This window comes from Enterococcus durans NBRC 100479 = LMG 10746, assembly GCF_001544215.1.
GTDB classification, from domain to species: domain Bacteria; phylum Bacillota; class Bacilli; order Lactobacillales; family Enterococcaceae; genus Enterococcus_B; species Enterococcus_B durans.
This window is the reverse complement of sequence record NZ_BCQB01000002.1, coordinates 14,345-33,323: the sequence shown is the minus strand read 5'-3', so window position 1 is coordinate 33,323 and position 18,979 is coordinate 14,345. Positions and strand designations below refer to the sequence as shown.

Sequence of the window (18,979 nt, the reverse complement as noted above, 5' to 3'; positions counted from 1 at the left end):
AATTACGAAAATTGCTTTTCAAATTTTTGTGAATTTCGGCTTATTTAAGAAGGAGTTGCTTCTGCTCTCACCGTTTATTTGTTTTTAAAAAATGTGACAAAAATGCTTCTTACTTTTTCTCCCACGCTCAAAGGATGACGGGGATAGTGAATATGGAGGTTTAATTTCGTGCTACATAATTATATTATGTAGACTAAAAAAGTAAAAATAGTTGGTTGCTTGTTCTTTTCTATGATACACTGATTTTGATTATGATGAATAGGAGAATGAGCGATGCAAGAGTATCAATATCCATTAGACCTTGATTGGACGACCGAAGAAATGGTGATCGTCATGAAAATGTGGGAGGACCTAGAAACTGCAAATGAAAAAGGAATCGCGAACGATCAGTTTCTAAAAACCTATCAAAACTTTAAAACAGTGATCAAATCGATTGGTGAAGAAAAACGACTAGGCAGAGAATTTGAGAAAGCTTCTGGCTATTCCTTATATCGAACGGTTCAGGAAGCAAAAAAGAATACGAAAAAAATCTTGAAGATAAACAGGTGAAGACATGGAAAAACGAATCAGTGTGATCAAAGAGTGGCTTTATGAAGCAGGAGAAAAAATAAAAAATGCTGAAAATAAAAAGTTGACGATTGATCAAAAGACTAGTCGAAATGATCTCGTCACTAACATGGATCGTGAAATCCAAGCTTTCTTGATCGACAAAATCCACAGATTCAATCCAGAAGCCAAAATCCTTGCAGAAGAAGATGGATACAGTAAGGTAAACGATTTTACAGGACAGCTTTTCGTGATTGATCCAATCGATGGCACACTTAATTTTGTCGTAGAACGTGAGAACTTTTGTATTATGTTAGGAGTCTACGAAGATGGTAAAGGTCAGTTAGGGTTTATTTACGATGTCGTCAAAGAAGAACTTTACTGGGGTGGTAATGGAATAGGAGTGTATAAAAACGAAGAAGCATTGCCAAAGCCGCCCAACAGTGGATTATCTCAAGGATTATTAGGAGTAAATGGTTATTTGTTTAGTCATAACAGATTCAATGTCCGAACGATTGCAGAAAAAAGTATGGGAGCCCGCCTTTATGGATGTGCTGGTCTAGAATTGATTGCGATGCTAAAAGGGCATCATATTGGCTATATCTCTAATCTAAGCCCTTGGGACTATGCAGCGGGGAATATCTTACTAGAAGAGTTCGGAATGAAGTACAGTGGCATACTAGGTGATAAATTAAAATTCGCAGGACGTGAATATTATCTCGCTGGGACAGAGAAGGCTTATGAAGAAATGCGACGATTGATAAACGATTCACAATCCTCAAAATCATAAAAAAACCGTAAGTTTAAGAGAAAAATGGCGAGAATATTAATTTTCTCGAAAAAATGAAAACATTTTACTATATTTCATGAAAAAAATTTGCTATAATAAACAGTCGAGTAAAATTGCACTGTCATAAAGAACCGAGAAGGAGTTAGTTACATTGAACTATAGAAACGATATCCGTAACGTAGCGATCATCGCTCACGTCGATCACGGAAAAACAACATTGGTTGATGAATTATTGAAACAATCCGATACATTAGACGCACACACACAATTACAAGAACGTGCGATGGATTCAAATGCTTTGGAAAAAGAACGTGGAATCACTATTTTAGCGAAAAATACAGCGGTTGATTATAAAAACTACCGTATCAATATCATGGATACCCCTGGACACGCGGACTTCGGTGGCGAAGTTGAACGTATTATGAAAATGGTAGACGGCGTTGTTCTAGTTGTTGATGCTTATGAAGGAACGATGCCACAAACACGTTTCGTATTGAAAAAAGCATTAGAACAACATATTACACCGATCGTCGTTGTAAATAAAATCGACAAACCATCTGCACGCCCAGAGTTTGTTGTTGATGAAGTACTAGAATTATTCATCGAATTGGGTGCTGATGATGATCAATTAGATTTCCCAGTTATTTACGCTTCAGCATTGAATGGAACTTCAAGCTTGTCTGATGATCCTGCTGACCAAGAATCAACGATGGCACCAGTTTTCGATACGATCGTTGAAAAGATCCCTGCTCCAGTAGATAACAGCGACGAACCTTTACAATTCCAAGTATCATTGTTAGATTACAATGACTATGTTGGACGTATCGGGATCGGCCGTGTTTTCAGAGGAACCATCAAAGTAGGGGACCAAGTAGCCTTGATCAAACTTGACGGTTCAGTTAAAAAATTCCGTGTAACGAAATTGTTCGGTTTCTTCGGTCTAAAACGTTTAGAAATCCAAGAAGCAAAAGCTGGAGATTTGATTGCTGTATCGGGTATGGAAGATATCTTCGTCGGCGAAACAGTTACACCTGTTGATCACCAAGAAGCATTACCGATCTTACACATCGATGAACCAACTTTACAAATGACATTCTTAGTAAATAATTCACCATTTGCTGGGCGCGAAGGTAAATTCGTCACTGCACGTAAAATTGAAGAACGCTTGATGGCTGAACTTCAAACAGACGTTTCACTACGTGTTGAACCAACAAACTCTCCAGATGCTTGGACTGTTTCAGGTCGTGGGGAACTACATTTATCGATCTTGATCGAAAATATGCGTCGTGAAGGCTATGAATTACAAGTATCACGTCCAGAAGTTATCGAAAAAATCATCGATGGTGTAAAATGCGAACCATTTGAACGTGTTCAAATCGATACTCCAGAAGAATACATGGGTAGTGTAATCGAATCATTGAGCCTACGTAAAGGCGAAATGCAAGACATGATCCATACTGGAAATGGTCAGATCCGTTTGACATTCCTAACACCAGCACGTGGCTTGATCGGTTATTCTACTGAATTCCTTTCTATGACACGCGGATATGGAATCATGAACCATACCTTCGATCAATATTTACCAATGTTACCAGGACAAATCGGTGGACGCCACCAAGGTGCTCTTGTTTCGATCGATGCAGGGAAAGCAACAACTTATTCCATCATGAGTATTGAAGAACGTGGAACAGTCTTTATTGAACCAGGTACAGAAGTATACGAAGGAATGATCATTGGCGAAAACAGCCGTGAAAATGACTTGACTGTCAACATTACAAAAGCAAAACAAATGACTAACGTACGTTCTGCTACGAAAGACCAAACATCTGTCATCAAAAAACCAAAACAATTAACATTAGAAGAATCATTAGAATTCTTGAATGATGATGAATATTGTGAAGTAACACCAGAAAGCATTCGTTTAAGAAAACAAATCTTGAACAAAAATGTTCGTGAAAAAGCGTCTAAAAAGAAAAAATAATGCGTGATCAAGCATCATAGAAGGAGGGGATAAAATCCCCTCCTTTTTTAGTTTGTCAGTCACAGTACTGAAAGAAAATGATTCTTTAGGCGATACTATAAAAGTACAACTACAATCGAGACCAATAAATCTAGTTGGTTTTGTACATAGCTGAAAATAGCTGATTCTCTAGTAATGTTGTTCAAATATAAAAAGTTCGTAGCATGGAGTGATCTAGTACATCAGGTTAAGTGTTATTTATCTATAAAAAATATTTTTGGTATGCTTAAGATAACAAGTGTGTAATTGCTGCTATCACTGCCGACTAAGTAGGATAAAAAGCCTTTAGCTATGCTATTTTACAAAGAGGCTGCAAAAATCAAAGGGCGTGATGAAGTGCGCGTTTCAGCTAATGTGTCCCCTAGCATGGAAAGAAAATAGTTTATTCTAAAAATTCGATTGTGGTGATTATGCTCAGCTATTTCTGTGGAGAAGTAGATTTAGAAATAGAGAAAAACACACGAAATAACGGAAAAAGTCTATTAAAAGACTTTTTAAAAACTCAAAATAAGCTCTCTGATGTTTCATAAATGCATTTTGTTTCACGGATAAAAGGGTTGTTCTGAGTGACAACGAGAAGTAAAATAGTTCTTGCGTAATCTATTTAAATGAATGAAATATTGCCATCATTTTCTTAAAATATGTATAAAGTAGGGATAAGATGAACGAATTACTAAAAAAATATTTTGGCTATGACGAATTTCGCCCAGGGCAAAGGGAAATCATTCAAAAAGTGATGGAACATGAAGATGTGCTGGGTATCATGCCGACAGGAAGTGGGAAATCGGTGTGCTATCAGTTGCCAGCGTTGATGCTAGATGGTTTGACGATCGTCGTTTCACCCTTGATATCCCTCATGAAAGATCAAGTAGATGCGGCTAACCAGTTAGGGATAGCTGCAACATTTATCAATAGTTCGTTGAATGGCTATGAAACAGCAAGACGTTTCCAAGAACTTGAACAGAGGGAGATCCAGTTGCTCTATGTTGCACCTGAACGCTTTATCATGCCAGATTTCATTCGTTCGATGCAACATTGGAATGTCCAACTGCTTGCCATTGATGAAGCACATTGTATTTCCCAATGGGGGCATGATTTCCGTCCAAGTTACCTTCAAATGGCAGAAAAGTTGAATGAGTTGATCCAACGGCCAATCATTGTTGCATTAACAGCAACTGCAACGATAGCTGTAGCCGAAGATATCAAAAGACTTTTAAAGATTCCAATCAAAAATCATATCCAAACCGGGTTTGCTCGCGAAAATCTACGGTTGCAAGTAATCAAGGATCAAAAAAAAGAACAATATTTGGTCGAATATCTGCGTATGAATCAGAAACAATCCGGCATCATCTATGCAGCAACACGCAAAGAAGTTGACCGTATCTATCATTTATTAAAAAAGTTTGGTTTCAATGCTGGTAGGTATCATGGTGGCATGAGTGAACGGGAACGAACGGAAATGCAAGAAGCTTTTCTGTACGACCGCGTAGAGTTATTGGTGGCTACCAATGCTTTTGGAATGGGGATCAATAAAAGCAATATCCGCTTTGTCGTCCATTATCAAATACCAGGTTCTTTGGAGGCGTATTATCAAGAAGCAGGTAGAGCGGGAAGAGATGGTCTTCTAAGTGATGCTATCTTGTTATTTGCACCGCAAGATATCCAGATCCAGAAATTTTTTATCCAGCAATCACAACGGGAAGATTCTCAAAAGCAAAAAGAATATGAAAAATTAAAAGCTATGACCGAGTATGTCTACATTGAGGATTGTTTGCAGCAATATATCTTAGCTTATTTTGGAGAAGATGGTGTACCTTGCGAGCGTTGCGGTAACTGTTTAGATGATCGAGAGTTGATCGATGTTACGAAGGAAACACAGATGGTTTTATCCTGTATCAAACGAATGGGCGAAAACTATGGGAAGCAGATGTTGATGAAAGTGTTAGCTGGATCGAAGGAGCAAAAAGTGAAAAACTTCGGATTTGATCGACTTTCTACGTACGGTTTATTAAAGAAATACGCGCAAAAAGATATCTTGCAGCTGATCGAATTCCTTATCTCTGGTGGTTACTTGCTCTCTGTGAGTGGAGAGTACCCCGTTTTGAAGGTCACAGAGTCAGGTATCGCTGTTCTTACTGGAAAAAAACAAGTATTTAAGAAAGAACCAAAGAAAGTAGTTCAACTTTCAGATGAAGCTGCAGACAGTCTGTTTGAAGCATTACGAGAACTGCGAACAGACTTAGCTTCTGAAGCTGGTGTTCCACCATATGTCGTTTTTTCTGATTCGACGTTAAAGGAAATGAGCCAACAAAGACCACAAAACCGACTGGCATTTCTGCAAATAAAAGGTGTCGGTCAAAGTAAATTAGATAAATACGGAGAAGCATTCCTAGCCGTTATCAAAGAAGCACAAAGCGAAAAATGAAAAGTGAGTCCATCGTGCAAAACAAAAGGATAAAAAAAGGGAAAATCACCTTACGAAAACCGTGATTTTTCCCCGTTGGATTTTTAAGTATGTTATAATAAATAAACTTAGAATGGGGGTAGGCGTAGATGGATTCTCTGTCAAATGAATTTGCAGTCCAAGTATTGAAAGATGAAGCTGAACGGATCAAACGCTTGATCAAAAATCAAAAAAACAGCTTATGTATCTCGCAATGTAAAGCTTTTGAAGAAGTAGTGGATACGCAAATGTATGGATTCTCACAACAAGTCAATTTTGCGATACGTGTGGGGATAGTCGAAAAAACAGAAGGTCAGCTATTGCTGAGTGAATTAGAGCGTGAACTGAACCATTTATATAGTGAAGTTTACCAAGAAAATTATGATAAAAAAGAAATTGGCAAGGAGGAGTAAACTTGCCTAAGAAAGTTAAAAAAAGGCATTTATTAGACTATAGCATATTGATCCCATATTTGATTCTATGTGTATTGGGATTGATCATGGTCTATAGTTCGTCATCATATTTATTAATGGAAAACGGGACAAGCCCTTCCGCATCATTTTTTAATCAAAGTAATTTTTGGGTCCTGAGTCTAATTGTAATCGGGCTGCTTTACAAAATGAAAACCGATGTTTTGAAGAATCAGCGGTTGATCATGGCAGCAATCGCTGTGCTGACGATTTTACTTTTGATCGTTTTATTTTTTGGTAAAGAGATCAATGGTGCAAAAGGATGGATTCAGATCGCTGGATTTACGATCCAACCTGCAGAGTATTTAAAGATCATCGCAATCTGGTATTTGTCTTGGACTCTTTCCAAACGACAATACAGCATCCAAAAAGATTTTATCGGCACGGTCAAACGACCTCTTGCTTTGGTATTGGTATTGACGGCTATCGTTGCAATCTTGCCCGATTTTGGGAACGCAACTGTCATCTTTTTGATTACGTTGGTTTTGCTTTTAGCAAGTGGTATCAACTATGTATATACATTAATCGTTGGATTTGGCGGAGTTGGTTTAAGTGTGTTTACTATCTGGCTAGTCAATATCACTCACGGGAAATTTCTTCCTGAACGATTGCAATATATCTATAATCGTTTTGCTATTTTTCAGAATCCTTTTTCCGATGAACTCAATAGAGGGCACCAAATGGTCAACGGCTATTATGCGATGTTCAACGGTGGTCTATTTGGCCGAGGATTAGGGAATAGTATCCAGAAAAAAGGCTTCTTACAAGAAGCACAAACCGATTTCATCTACGCGATCGTAGTAGAAGAACTAGGTGTTATCATGGGGATCCTGATCCTTGCTCTACTATTCTTTATGATCACTCGGATCATTTTAGTAGGGACGCGTTCAAAAGATCCATTCAATTCATTATTGTGTATCGGGATCGGAGCAATGTTCTTAGTTCAAGTGTTCGTAAACCTTGGAGGGATCACTGGTGTTATCCCATTGACAGGTATTACTTTCCCATTTTTGAGTCAGGGCGGTTCTAGTCTCTTGATGCTCTCGATCTGTATTGGTTTTGTATTGAATATCAGTGCAGATGAGAAAAGAAAAAGCTTAGGTTTATACTAAAAAAGATGTAGGAGTGGTTCGATGGAAAAAGTTTTAGTTGCTAACAGAGGAGAGATTGCGGTACGTGTGTTCCGTGCTTGCACAGAATTAGGAATTAAAACTGTTGGTATCTACGCTGAAGAAGATGAGTATTCAGTGCACCGGTTCAAAGCAGATGAAGCATATTTGATTGGACAAGGGAAAAAACCGATCGATGCGTATTTAGATATTGAAGGGATCATCTCGATTGCAAAACAATGCGGAGCAGATGCTATTCATCCAGGATATGGATTACTATCTGAAAATTTAGGTTTTGCACAACGTTGTAAAGAAGAGGGGATCACTTTTGTCGGTCCCGATTTACATCATCTTGATATTTTTGGAGATAAAATCAAAGCAAAAGCAGCAGCAATCGAAGCTGGGATCGCATCAATTCCTGGAACAGATGGCCCGATTGCGAGTGTAGAAGAAGCACTAGATTTTGGCGAACGCTATGGTTATCCAATCATGATCAAAGCAGCTCTAGGTGGTGGCGGACGTGGGATGCGTGTCGCTCATGATGAAAAAAGCGCTCGAGAAGGATATGAACGTGCAAAAAGCGAAGCAAAAGCAGCGTTTGGTAGCGATGAAGTCTATGTAGAAAAATATATAGCGAACCCTAAGCATATCGAAGTCCAAATCCTTGGAGATAAGCATGGCAATGTGATCCATTTATTTGAAAGAGATTGTTCTGTTCAAAGACGCCACCAAAAAGTTGTAGAAGTCGCACCTTGTGTGTCCATGAACGAAGAACAGCGTCAGCGAATCTGTGAAGCTGCTGTCCAATTGATGAAACATGTGGGCTATGTCAATGCTGGAACAGTCGAGTTTTTGGTTGAAGGAGACGATTTTTACTTTATCGAAGTCAATCCTCGAGTGCAAGTAGAGCATACGATCACTGAAATGATCACAGATGTCGATATTGTAACGACACAATTATTGATTGCACAAGGAAAAGATCTGCACAAAGAAATCGGTTTGCCAGAACAATCAGGGATCAAGCTCAATGGTTCGGCGATCCAGTGCCGAATCACGACAGAAGACCCGTTGAATCATTTTCTTCCTGACACAGGGAAAATCGATACTTACCGTTCTCCGGGTGGATTCGGCGTCCGTTTAGATGTCGGGAATGCTTATTCTGGTTATGTCGTTACTCCTTATTTTGACTCTTTATTAGTTAAAGTTTGTACGCATGCAGCTGATTTTGACACTGCGATCCAAAAAATGACACGTTGTCTGAAAGAATTTCGGATCCGTGGAGTAAAAACCAACATTCCATTTATGTTAAACGTTATTTCTCATCCTGTGTTCCAATCCGGTAATGCAAAAACAACGTTTATTGATAATATAAAAGAACTATTTGAATTTCCTCGTTTGAGAGACCGTGGCAATAAAACGATGAAATACATCGGTGAAATCACTGTCAATGGCTTCCCAGGAATCAAAAAAGGGGAAAAACCATTTTATGACAAACCACGTCTACCTAAAAAACTGATCACTCGGGATGAGTATCTCACAGCGAAAAATGTTTTAGATAATGAGGGAGCTGATGGATTAGTCCAGTGGATCAAGAACCAAGAAAATCTGCTATTGACTGATACGACCTTTAGAGATGCGCATCAAAGTTTATTGGCAACTAGAGTACGGACAAAAGATTTCAAAGAAGTTGCCCGTTTAACAGGCGAGGGACTTCCAGAACTTTTCTCAAGTGAGATGTGGGGAGGCGCCACTTTTGATGTGGCCTATCGTTTCTTGAATGAAGACCCATGGCAAAGACTAAGAAAAATCCGTTCCTTGATGCCTAACACTTTATTGCAGATGCTGTTCAGAGGATCGAATGCAGTAGGATACTCGAATTATCCAGATAATGTGTTAGTGGAATTTGTGAAAGAAGCGGCGGCACAAGGAATCGATGTCTTTCGGATTTTTGATAGCTTGAACTGGACACCTCAAATGGAAAAAAGTATTCAAGCAGTCCGAGATACAGGGAAAATCGCAGAAGCCGCAATCTGCTATACTGGCGATATCAACGATCCAAGTCGCGCAAAATACAATGTGCAATATTATAAAGATATGGCAAAAGAGCTTGAACAACTAGGGGCGCATATCATAGCAATCAAAGATATGGCTGGATTATTAAAACCTCAGGCAGCCTATCGTTTGATTAGTGAATTGAAAGAAACAACTGATTTACCGATCCATTTGCATACACATGATACTAGCGGAAATGGAATCATCACCTATTCAGCAGCAACCAAAGCTGGGGTGGACATTGTCGACGTAGCCATGAGTGCGATGAGTGGAAATACGAGTCAACCGAGCATGAGCAGTTTATATTATGCGTTAGTCAATGGTCCTCGCTTACCTGAGATCAATATCCAAAATGCACAACAATTGAACCATTACTGGGAAGATGTACGCATGTACTATAAACCATTTGAAAATGGGTTGAACGCCCCTGAAACAGAAGTCTATATGCACGAAATGCCAGGGGGACAATATTCAAATCTCCAACAGCAGGCAAAAGCAGTCGGTCTAGGACACAAATGGGATGAAATCAAACAGATGTATCACACAGTCAATTTAATGTTTGGTGATATCGTTAAAGTAACACCGTCATCAAAAGTGGTGGGGGATATGGCGTTATTCATGGTCCAAAATGATTTGACGGAAGACGATATCTATGAAAAAGGAGACACCTTGAGTTTCCCAGAATCAGTTGTCACTTTCTTCCAAGGTGAATTGGGACAACCAGTTGGCGGATTCCCTGAAAAATTACAAAAGATCATTTTGAAAGGAAGACCTGCAATCGATGTCCGTCCAGGTGCTTTAGCTGAACCAGTCGACTTTGAACAAGTCAAAAATGAGTTAGCTGAAAAAATCGGTTATGAGCCTAAAAATGAAGAAGTTTTGAGCTATTTGATGTATCCTCAAGTCTTTTTAGATTATCAAAAAGCATACAATCAATTTGGCGATGTGACTTTATTAGATACACCAACGTTCTTCCAAGGGATTCGCTTGGGTGAAACAGTGAATGTCCAAATCGAAAGAGGAAAAATCTTGATCATTCGGTTGGATGAGATCGGTGAACCAGATATTGAAGGAAATCGCGTGTTGTTCTTCAATCTGAATGGTCAACGCCGCGAAATACTGATCAAGGATACTTCGATCATCAGTTCAGTTCAAACACGTTTGAAAGCTGAACCAACGAATCGCGAACAAATCGGGGCAACGATGTCAGGTTCTGTGCTAGAAGTGTTAGTGAAAAAAGGCGATAAAGTGAAAAAAGGTGACACTTTGATGATCACAGAAGCGATGAAGATGGAAACGGCGATCGAAGCCCGTTTTGACGGAGAAATTGCCCATATCTATGTGGCAAACGGTGATTCGATTGCGTCAGGTGACCTCTTGATCGAAGTGACTGAAAAATAAAGGTGGTGGGTCAGCATGAAACGGCTAGGATTATTTATCTTGATATTGCTATCAGTGATCGTCGCATTCTACATGCAGCCGGTATTGTTCCCACCCGTGCTAGAGGCAAAAAAAAGCCAAGAACAACAGACACAAAACCAGATGACGACGTGGAAATACCAGGAGCTTAAAGCAACTGGTTTTTCCACCTATATCGGAAAGCCAATCGAAGAGTTAGAACAGCATTTTGGAAAACCATATGATCGCTTAACTTCTGGATTTGGCTTTGAAACTAGATACTATCAGGATATCCAAGGACAATGGTCTTTCGAAGCAAATATCCAAGATGATAAAGTAGAAGCCGTCAAAGTATTAAAAGCAGATCATGAAACGATCGCACCTTTTACGCTTGGTATGACGATGCAAGATTTAACGGATATCACGACCATTTATACAAATTTCACATTTGAGTATCAAGATACAGAAGTCGGTATTGAGCTGATGGAAGAGGATATGAATTATCGACCACTGCTCGCCTTTGACAATCAGACTTTTGGTATTTTGTTTTTTGATCAAAGTACAGGTGATTTGTTCTCAGTAGTATATTTGAGTAAAGATAGTTTACTGAAATTGTTGCCTTATCAAGTGTTTGGTGAAGGGTTACCTCATTATCAATTAGAGGATGATGCAGATTGGGAAGAAATCAATCAAGCAAAGGAAAATAAAAGTTTTATTTTGTTGAATTCTTTGAGAAAACAAGATGATTTACCACTTTATCGAAGAAACATCAATTTTTCAGATAAAACGAATTTATTACTACACGATTATTTGAAAAAGCCAGAAGAATTTCTTTCAGAAGATCGGTTAGCAGAATGGAAGCAAACATTGGGTAGTGCAAAAACGGCTACAAAATTTACCCTAGCCAAAGACGAACTGGATAAGTTAACAGGAAAAGGCAAATTACAGCATGTCAATGGCGTGTTTACTCACCCTGTCATCGATCCAACGTTCACTTTTTTATTTTTGTATAGCGATCCATACTATCATGATCGTTTCTTGCTTGATTCCCCTGATCAGTTAGGAATTGCTTTTTCTAAAGAAAATATGATAGTCTTGATGCAAGAAGAAGTTGAGGAGAGTAGCGATAGCAGTGATAATCAATGAAGAATTATTTGTTTTAGAAGATCAATGTAAACGTTTGGCGAAATGTATCATTGAAAGTCATACAATGAGCGAATACATGAAAACAAAAAAACAGATGGAGCAATCGGAAGAAGTTGCGCAGTTAAAAGCGGATTTCTTCAAAAAAAAAGAAGACTATGAAAAGATTGCGCCCTACAAAGAGTATGCGCCAGGGTACAAAGAAACGTATTTGGCTGTTAGAAAAGCCAAAAGACAACTTGATTTGAATGACTCAGTCGCTGCCTTTCGGATACAAGAAACCCAGCTTCAAAATATACTCGATGAAATCAGTCGAGAGCTTGCACAAGCTGTTTCTTCGGAGATCAAGATCGATGCAGGCAATCCTTTCTTTGAAAAAGGAAGACATGCTGGATGTGGAGGAAACTGTCATGGAAACAGAAAACAATCAATTTGAAATAACGAAGCGACGTGGACTGATCGTCTGGGTCTATAGCCTGAAACAACTAAAGAATCTCAAGAAGTTTGGCTTGCTTCATTATGTTTCAAGAAAAATGAAATACGTGGTCATCTATTTGAACGAAGAAACATTCGATCAAACAGAAGAACGAATCAAAAAATTACATTTTGTACGCAATGTAGAGCGCTCATACCGCCCAGATATTGAAATGAATTTTGCAGAAAAAATCGGATCAAAAGCACAAGTGAAAGATGATGGGTTCGAAGTAGAAGAAGCCAATACCAAAATTCGCTTGGCAGACCATGTATTCTAATTGTCTATATGAATAAAAGGTTCTAAGTCAAATAGTGTTGTTTTGAATTAAATCATGAAAAGGAAACGTTTCGGCGTTTCCTTTTTTGTGTAATTAAATGATCTCGTAAAGATTTTGTTGGATCAGAATTCTCTTTCTAAGATGACAAAACGTTCTAAAGCCAAATGCGATTCTTTTGATGACTTTGATCAAGTTGTTTTTACCTTCCAGTTTGCCGTTAGAAAAAGAAATATTCGAATCTTTAATATTTAGTATTTATTTGATCATTTTGATATTCTTATTAGTGGACATTTGGTTTTCCTCCTATGATTGGGTTCAGCGATTTAATTATAGGACAACCAGATGTGTTTTTGTTATAAAAAAATAATTGGCGTTCCTACTCCTAAGAGTAACAACTCCAAATATTATAGAACCTTTATTTTGTCATGATTTAATCATACTAGAGAACGATATGTTTTTTTTATATCTAAAATGAACAATGGGGCTGAAGAATCAATTTTGATTCATCAGCCCCATAAATTATAGAACCCCTTTTTTGAGTGTCCATACGTAAATTTGATTCATGGATACAATGCAACACTGTCTTTTAATCAGTCAAAATAAGTGGTGGATCATCTTCAGAAAAATAGATCAGGCAGATGAAACAAGTGTTATTATTTGTGTAGTTAATAAAATTTAAGGATAATAATAGTGGATGTATTGTTACTTTTTTCCACAAACAATTGAACAACTCAGTAATTAGAAAGGTAAAGGTGTAATTACAATGAAAAAGTTTGTCTATTCTATGATGTTATTCAGTTTGTTAGGTAATTTTTTCACACCCATCGTTGCAATAGCAATGGAAAACGGAGAAGGAGTATCTACTACTGCAAGTGAAAAAACCATAAATTCTACATCAGGTGATACCCCAAAAACACTGCAGACAGAATCTGTTCCTCCTACTAAAGAGTCATCAAGTACTGAAGAAAGTATTACCGTCGAGAATCACCTTCAGTTTGATCAAGCAAGTGAGTTTGTTGATTCAGCTGAGAAGAATGAATTAGCATTGAATTTAGTCGGAAATATCACTAGTTCTACTGAAAACAATCAAGCGATCACTTTTGAAATGGCTAAGTTATTTGTATTGAAAGATGCCAAAGATGAAGAGAAGAATATCCTGAATGACCAAAAAGAAATAATCGGAAAGTATACGGTTGATACAACGAAAAGTGGTACCCAATTTACATTAGATTTTAATAAACTAAGTAAAGGCGATAACCGTTTCCGGCTTGTTTTACTAGGGATGAATACACGCGGACCAAATCGAACGGTTGATTTTTATCAAAAAGATAAAAAAATATTTCAATTAAACTTGCCAAAAGAAACAGAGTCTACTACACAGACAATCGAAACCAAAGAAACGTCAACCGAGAATAGTCAATCTGACACTCAAACAACGGCAACCACTGAACGGACTAAAAACGCAAGTAGTAATCAAAGTAAGAATGTGAATAAAGCAGTCCTTTCACCCGAAACAAAGAGTGAAGATGCTGGAGCAACACAGGATTCTAAACAAATGGATGAATTATTTGAGAAGTATGCTCCTGGTGATAACTTCGTGAAAAAAATTAAATTGACAACTGAGACTAACCCAGCAACGATCGATTCAGTCGTTGTGTTTCAATTGGACTTTGAGATTCCTGATACTGTCCGAACTGAAATGATGCCTGGTGATTATTACGAGATGGATTTTCCACAAGGATTAGAAATCAGGGACCCTTCACCAAAAGGAGATTTACTGGATAAGAATAAAAATAGCTATGGTACTTACGAGTTTGATGCAAATACGCAAAAAATGCGTATTGTTTTTACGAAACAAGACAATATGGAGTTTTTGCCAGCCAGTAGTGGTTCAGTTTCAGCTGATGTACATTTTGATAAAAAGAAAATCACTCAACCAGGCGAGACAACGATCACTTATCCGAGTAAAACGAATATCCCACCTGCTACTTTCATAATAAAACCATCTAGTGGAGCCTCTCTTAGTAAAGCAGGTCATCCAGATAGAGTAAATAGTCCAGATAAAGTGATTTGGGATATAGACTTCAACAAAGATTATAGCGACTTATCTAAGCCATTGATACGTGAACATTTTCCTGATCAACTGGTATTTGATAAACAGGAGAAAGGCACAGTTTCTGTTTATCCGTTGAATCTGGATTTTGATGGAAACGTGGTGGGAGTAGACACGATACCTCTTGATCCAAAACAATATACAGTAGAGAATGATGGCTCGATTCAATTCAATATGGCTATCCAACAACCTTACCGCATCGTTTATACTACAACGATCAAAGATTCAGTAAAACCCAGTGACGGTGGAAAGCTAACAATAGGAAACAACGTGGAATTAATTACAGATACAACGAATCTACAAGCTTCGGCTTCTGTCGACCTTACTTATGAAAAAGCATTAGAAAAAGTTAAAACTGATTATGATCCTGTCAAACAAGTCTATAGTTGGCTGATTCGTTACAACTATGGTCAAAAAGAATTAACAGCTGACAATGTGATCTCAGACACGTATTCGGCAAATATGGATGTCGATCCGGATAGCTTTGCTATTTACCAGGTCAATTTTGACAGTGATGGTACTCCAGTCAATGGCGCACCAATCGATCCGAGTGTTTATACAATTGACACGACCAATAATCCATTTAAAGTAACATTTAAAAATAATGTACAGGCTGAAAAAGCAATCAATATCACCTACAAAACAAAGGTCAATAAAATCGTCTCAGACAACTCTGGTATAAAGATAACGAATCAGGCACGGACTGAAAATCTCTCTTCATCGGCAGAAGTCCAAGCGAACCCTACACAACAAGTAATCATCAAAAATAAACCAACACTTGATGTAGGAAGGAAATCAGCTCATTATGTGGTTGATATAAATAAAAATAAGTATGAACTGGAAAATGCCCTTTTTACTGATACAATGAGCTACACAGATGAGGGGTATGTAATTTTTCCAACTAAAGTAAAAGTACCAGACAAGCAATCAGACTATGGGGTGATCATCCGTGATGTCTCAGAAAATGATCACATTTTAACAGGAGCAGTCCAATTTTTGGATGTGCATGGAAATGTAATGAACATGATAGGGGATGATACTACAGCTGACTATGTTCTTTCTGTGCATTTAACTGATTCTCAAAAAGGATATACGGATTTTAAGATAAAATTCCAAAACAGCTACGCAAAGACGAGACATCAGTTCCAAATGGAATATTATGTCTCCTATAATCAGTTTAATGAAGAGTTCGAAGACCCAAATACGAGTATCAATTATGCGAATACAATCAAAGTTAATTTTGACAATAACGGTGAATCCTATGAAGCTTCCAGCAGTGCAGAGTTTAAAACAAACACTCAAGAAACACAACAAGGAATGAAGTTTGGCAGCTATGATCCAGCAACGAAAGAATTCACATGGACGATCGTGACCAACTATAATAACTTAGGGGTATCAAGAATTTATTTTCATGACCCAATCACTGGAAATCAAGTCTATGAACCGAATTCATTAGAGGTAACACGAGGAACAATCAATCATAACGGGCAGTTTCAAGCAACTACCAGTGATCCCTATAAAGGCAATCAGGTGGGGAAAAACTATCTTAAAGTAACTGACCCAGCACCAACCAGCGAGAACCAAGGAACATTAACTATAGATCTGGGTACAGATGAAGAGTACATTCAAGGCTGGAATGTGACAGGGGCTCCAATGGTCTTTCAGATCCAGTTCAAAACATCTTTGAAAAATCAGATTGTGTACGATCAATCTACGTATAGCAATGTGGCAAATATTGATGTCAAGGGGATTAAACAAGATTTACCCGCTTCAGTCTCCGTGGCGTTCGGCGGACAATCTATTTTAAAAGATGGAAAATACAATGCACAAACTGGTAAAGTTGATTGGCAATTGGTGATCAATCCAAATCAATCATGGCTATCAAACGTTAAAGTTGAAGACAAACCAAGTGCGAATCAATTCATAAAAGCAAGTAGCTTCAAACTTTATACAGGAAAATACTCAGGAACGGGCAGTTCGATCACTGTGGAGCCAGATCAGCCCGTACCGACCAATCAATACAAAGTTCAGATCGATACTGACTCGACTGTAGGACAACAAACATTTACTGTAGATATGTCCGGTATCAAAGAAAAAAAGGATCCAAATCATGAGAACGAGTTTTTAAACGGAGTAATCGAAAAACCGTATGTGTTGGTTTATGAAACTGAACCGAATTTTACATCTAAAACTGAAACGGTCACTAATGATGCCATCATTTCAAGTGAGGGTGCTGAATTACCTTGGAAAGACACAAAGAAAGATGTTCAAGTGACTATTCAAGAGTCCGATGGTTTAGCGTATGGAACAAAAGGAAAAATCATTGTTCAAAAGGAAAATGGGCAGGGGGGAGTCGTTCCTAATGCTGTTTTACAATTGCTACGAAAAAATACTAAGACCAACCAATCCGATATCATTTACCAAGTAACAACAGACAAGCAAGGAATGGCCATATTTGGTAATTTGATTGCTACTAGCCCAATATATGAATACTCTGTCAAGGAGATCGAAGCACCAGAAGGTTATACAATTTCTCCTGAGCTACTAGTAGGAAAAAAAGTATTGATCAATACGGACAGCACTCCATTGACTACTTTGATTAAAAATGAACCAATCAAATTAATTTTTAATAAAACAGATGGAGAAGGGAAGCAACTATCTGGCGGATTATTTAGTTTGTTAAAAAATAAAGGAACTAAAGAAGCACCAAATTATGTTTCCGTACAGACTTTTGCAGCGCGAGAAAGAGGCGTAGATTTATCAGGTCTTAGCGACGGCCAATATCAAATCAGCGAATCAATGGCACCGGAGGGGTACCAAATCAATCAAACACCGATCGATTTTGAAGTAAAGAAAAATGCCGACAATACACGAAATGTTTTCGTAAACGATCAAGTGGTCTCAGATGGCGTATTGACGCTAAAAAACTACCAAGGTTCAGCCGTATTGAAGAAAACCGATGAGGCAGGTAAAACTCTTGCTGGTGCCCAGTTCAATTTGCAACATGCAAAACTAAATACAGGTGATTTTAGTGATTATGGGAATCAAAAATCTTATATTACAGATAATAATGGACAGTTGAATCTAACTGGCCTAGCCCCAGGGAAGTATAAATTGAAAGAAAGCAAAGCACCAGAAGGCTACTACTTGAATACGGAAGAAATTGCTTTTGAAATTCCTCAAATAGCAACTGGCAATGAGGCACCAATCCAGTTGAATGATGGCAAAGCATTGATCAATTATCAAGGAACTGCGATAGTAACAAAGAAATCTGAATCTGGGGAATTATTACGAGATGCTATCTTTGAAGTCCAAACAAGTAGTGGAAAAACAGTCCAAACAAATTTAGTGACTGATGAGAATGGGAAAGTTACAGCTAAAAATCTTGCTCCTGGTGCGTATCAATTTGTCGAAACCAAAGCGCCAAATGGGTACATGCTCAACACCCAACCGCTACCATTTACCATTGATACAACATCGGCAGGAAAGCCAGCGGCAGTGACTGCTAATTTTGTAAACTACCAAGGTGGAGTTGAACTAATAAAAATCGACGCTGAGGATAGCAACAAATATTTGGCGAACGCGGAATTTCAATTACTTGATAGCAAGGAAACAGTCTTGCGTAAAGAACTTAAGACGAACGGGGAAGGAAAACTAGCACTAAACGATTTGGCACCTGGAAAGTATTTCTTTAAAGAAACTAAAGCGCCAGAGGGCTACCAATTGTCAGATAAGCTAGTTGGATTTACGATCCCAACGAAACACAACGGTAAACCCAAACAAATGGAGGTAGTAGTAAAAAATAGTGCGAATACTCCAAGTAGAACGACTCAATCGACCAAACCGGATCAATCAATCAAACCGGATCAGTCTACCAAGCACCAGCAATCTGGAAAAGGATATTATCCGAAAACTGGTGAGACTAAAAGCATGATCATGATCATTGGAGGGGTGATCCTTGTTCTAGTTATCGTTGGAGCCACTTATCTACGAAGAAAGCAACACGAAAAATAAATTTAGAAGGGTGGAGTAGCAGGATTCAACTCTGAGAAATAAGTTTGACTTATTTTCAAAGCCGTTGCCCTGTTTCCATCATTTGTGCATGTTTAGACTGTGAGGCAAAAGCATTTCTTGTTTTTGTCT

The 18,979-nt window shown here is 38.2% G+C and carries 12 protein-coding genes; 11 read left to right on the top strand and 1 reads right to left on the bottom strand.

Translation table 11 applies throughout. The features are described 5' to 3' along the window. Nucleotides 1-273: 273 nt before the first annotated feature. The 10 genes from ED2_RS00830 (at nucleotide 274) to ED2_RS00785 (ending at nucleotide 12,723) form a co-directional block, all read left to right on the top strand. Nucleotides 274-549 carry a UPF0223 family protein gene (locus tag ED2_RS00830; protein ID WP_005876495.1) on the top strand — a complete coding sequence of 92 codons (276 nt, stop codon included), beginning with the start codon at nucleotides 274-276 and terminating at the stop codon, nucleotides 547-549. Nucleotides 550-553: 4 nt separating this feature from the next. Further along, nucleotides 554-1,336, top strand: a complete 783-nt coding sequence (locus tag ED2_RS00825; RefSeq protein ID WP_005876497.1) for an inositol monophosphatase family protein — start codon at nucleotides 554-556, stop codon at nucleotides 1,334-1,336. A gap of 151 nt (nucleotides 1,337-1,487) precedes the next feature. Continuing rightward, complete coding sequence (typA, locus tag ED2_RS00820) at nucleotides 1,488-3,317, top strand: translational GTPase TypA (RefSeq protein WP_016176758.1); 1,830 nt, start codon at nucleotides 1,488-1,490, stop codon at nucleotides 3,315-3,317. Between the two features lie 700 nt (nucleotides 3,318-4,017). Next, a complete protein-coding gene (gene recQ / locus ED2_RS00815) occupies nucleotides 4,018-5,781 on the top strand; it encodes a DNA helicase RecQ (RefSeq protein ID WP_016176757.1) in 1,764 nt (587 codons plus the stop codon). A gap of 128 nt (nucleotides 5,782-5,909) precedes the next feature. Further along, nucleotides 5,910-6,212 (top strand): DUF1507 family protein, encoded by a 303-nt coding sequence (locus ED2_RS00810; RefSeq protein ID WP_005876504.1) that lies wholly within the window; start codon nucleotides 5,910-5,912, stop codon nucleotides 6,210-6,212. Between the two features lie 2 nt (nucleotides 6,213-6,214). Next, entirely contained in the window at nucleotides 6,215-7,381 is a 1,167-nt protein-coding gene (locus ED2_RS00805; RefSeq protein ID WP_016176756.1) for an FtsW/RodA/SpoVE family cell cycle protein, read from the top strand. 21 nt (nucleotides 7,382-7,402) lie between these two features. Next, a complete protein-coding gene (locus ED2_RS00800; RefSeq protein ID WP_060789672.1) occupies nucleotides 7,403-10,831 on the top strand; it encodes a pyruvate carboxylase in 3,429 nt (1,142 codons plus the stop codon). A gap of 15 nt (nucleotides 10,832-10,846) precedes the next feature. After that, the gene (locus ED2_RS00795; RefSeq protein WP_016176755.1) at nucleotides 10,847-11,974 is read left to right on the top strand and encodes a CAP-associated domain-containing protein; all 1,128 of its coding nucleotides are present in this window, start codon (nucleotides 10,847-10,849) and stop codon (nucleotides 11,972-11,974) included. Continuing rightward, nucleotides 11,961-12,407: a YlbF/YmcA family competence regulator gene (locus tag ED2_RS00790; protein WP_005876512.1), complete on the top strand. Its 447-nt coding sequence runs from the start codon at nucleotides 11,961-11,963 to the stop codon at nucleotides 12,405-12,407. The genes ED2_RS00795 and ED2_RS00790 overlap by 14 nt, the downstream gene beginning before the upstream one ends. Continuing rightward, nucleotides 12,382-12,723 (top strand): YlbG family protein, encoded by a 342-nt coding sequence (locus ED2_RS00785; RefSeq protein ID WP_005876514.1) that lies wholly within the window; start codon nucleotides 12,382-12,384, stop codon nucleotides 12,721-12,723. The genes ED2_RS00790 and ED2_RS00785 overlap by 26 nt, the downstream gene beginning before the upstream one ends. Before the next feature lie 93 nt (nucleotides 12,724-12,816). On the opposite strand, the gene ED2_RS14645 is transcribed toward ED2_RS00785, so the two are convergent. Next, nucleotides 12,817-12,978 carry a transposase gene (locus ED2_RS14645; protein ID WP_286011079.1) on the bottom strand — a complete coding sequence of 54 codons (162 nt, stop codon included), beginning with the start codon at nucleotides 12,976-12,978 and terminating at the stop codon, nucleotides 12,817-12,819. Nucleotides 12,979-13,486: 508 nt separating this feature from the next. Between ED2_RS14645 and ED2_RS00780 the strand changes: the two genes are divergently transcribed. Beyond that, nucleotides 13,487-18,850, top strand: a complete 5,364-nt coding sequence (locus tag ED2_RS00780) for a SpaA isopeptide-forming pilin-related protein (RefSeq protein ID WP_016176754.1) — start codon at nucleotides 13,487-13,489, stop codon at nucleotides 18,848-18,850. The last annotated feature ends 129 nt before the right edge of the window (nucleotides 18,851-18,979 follow it).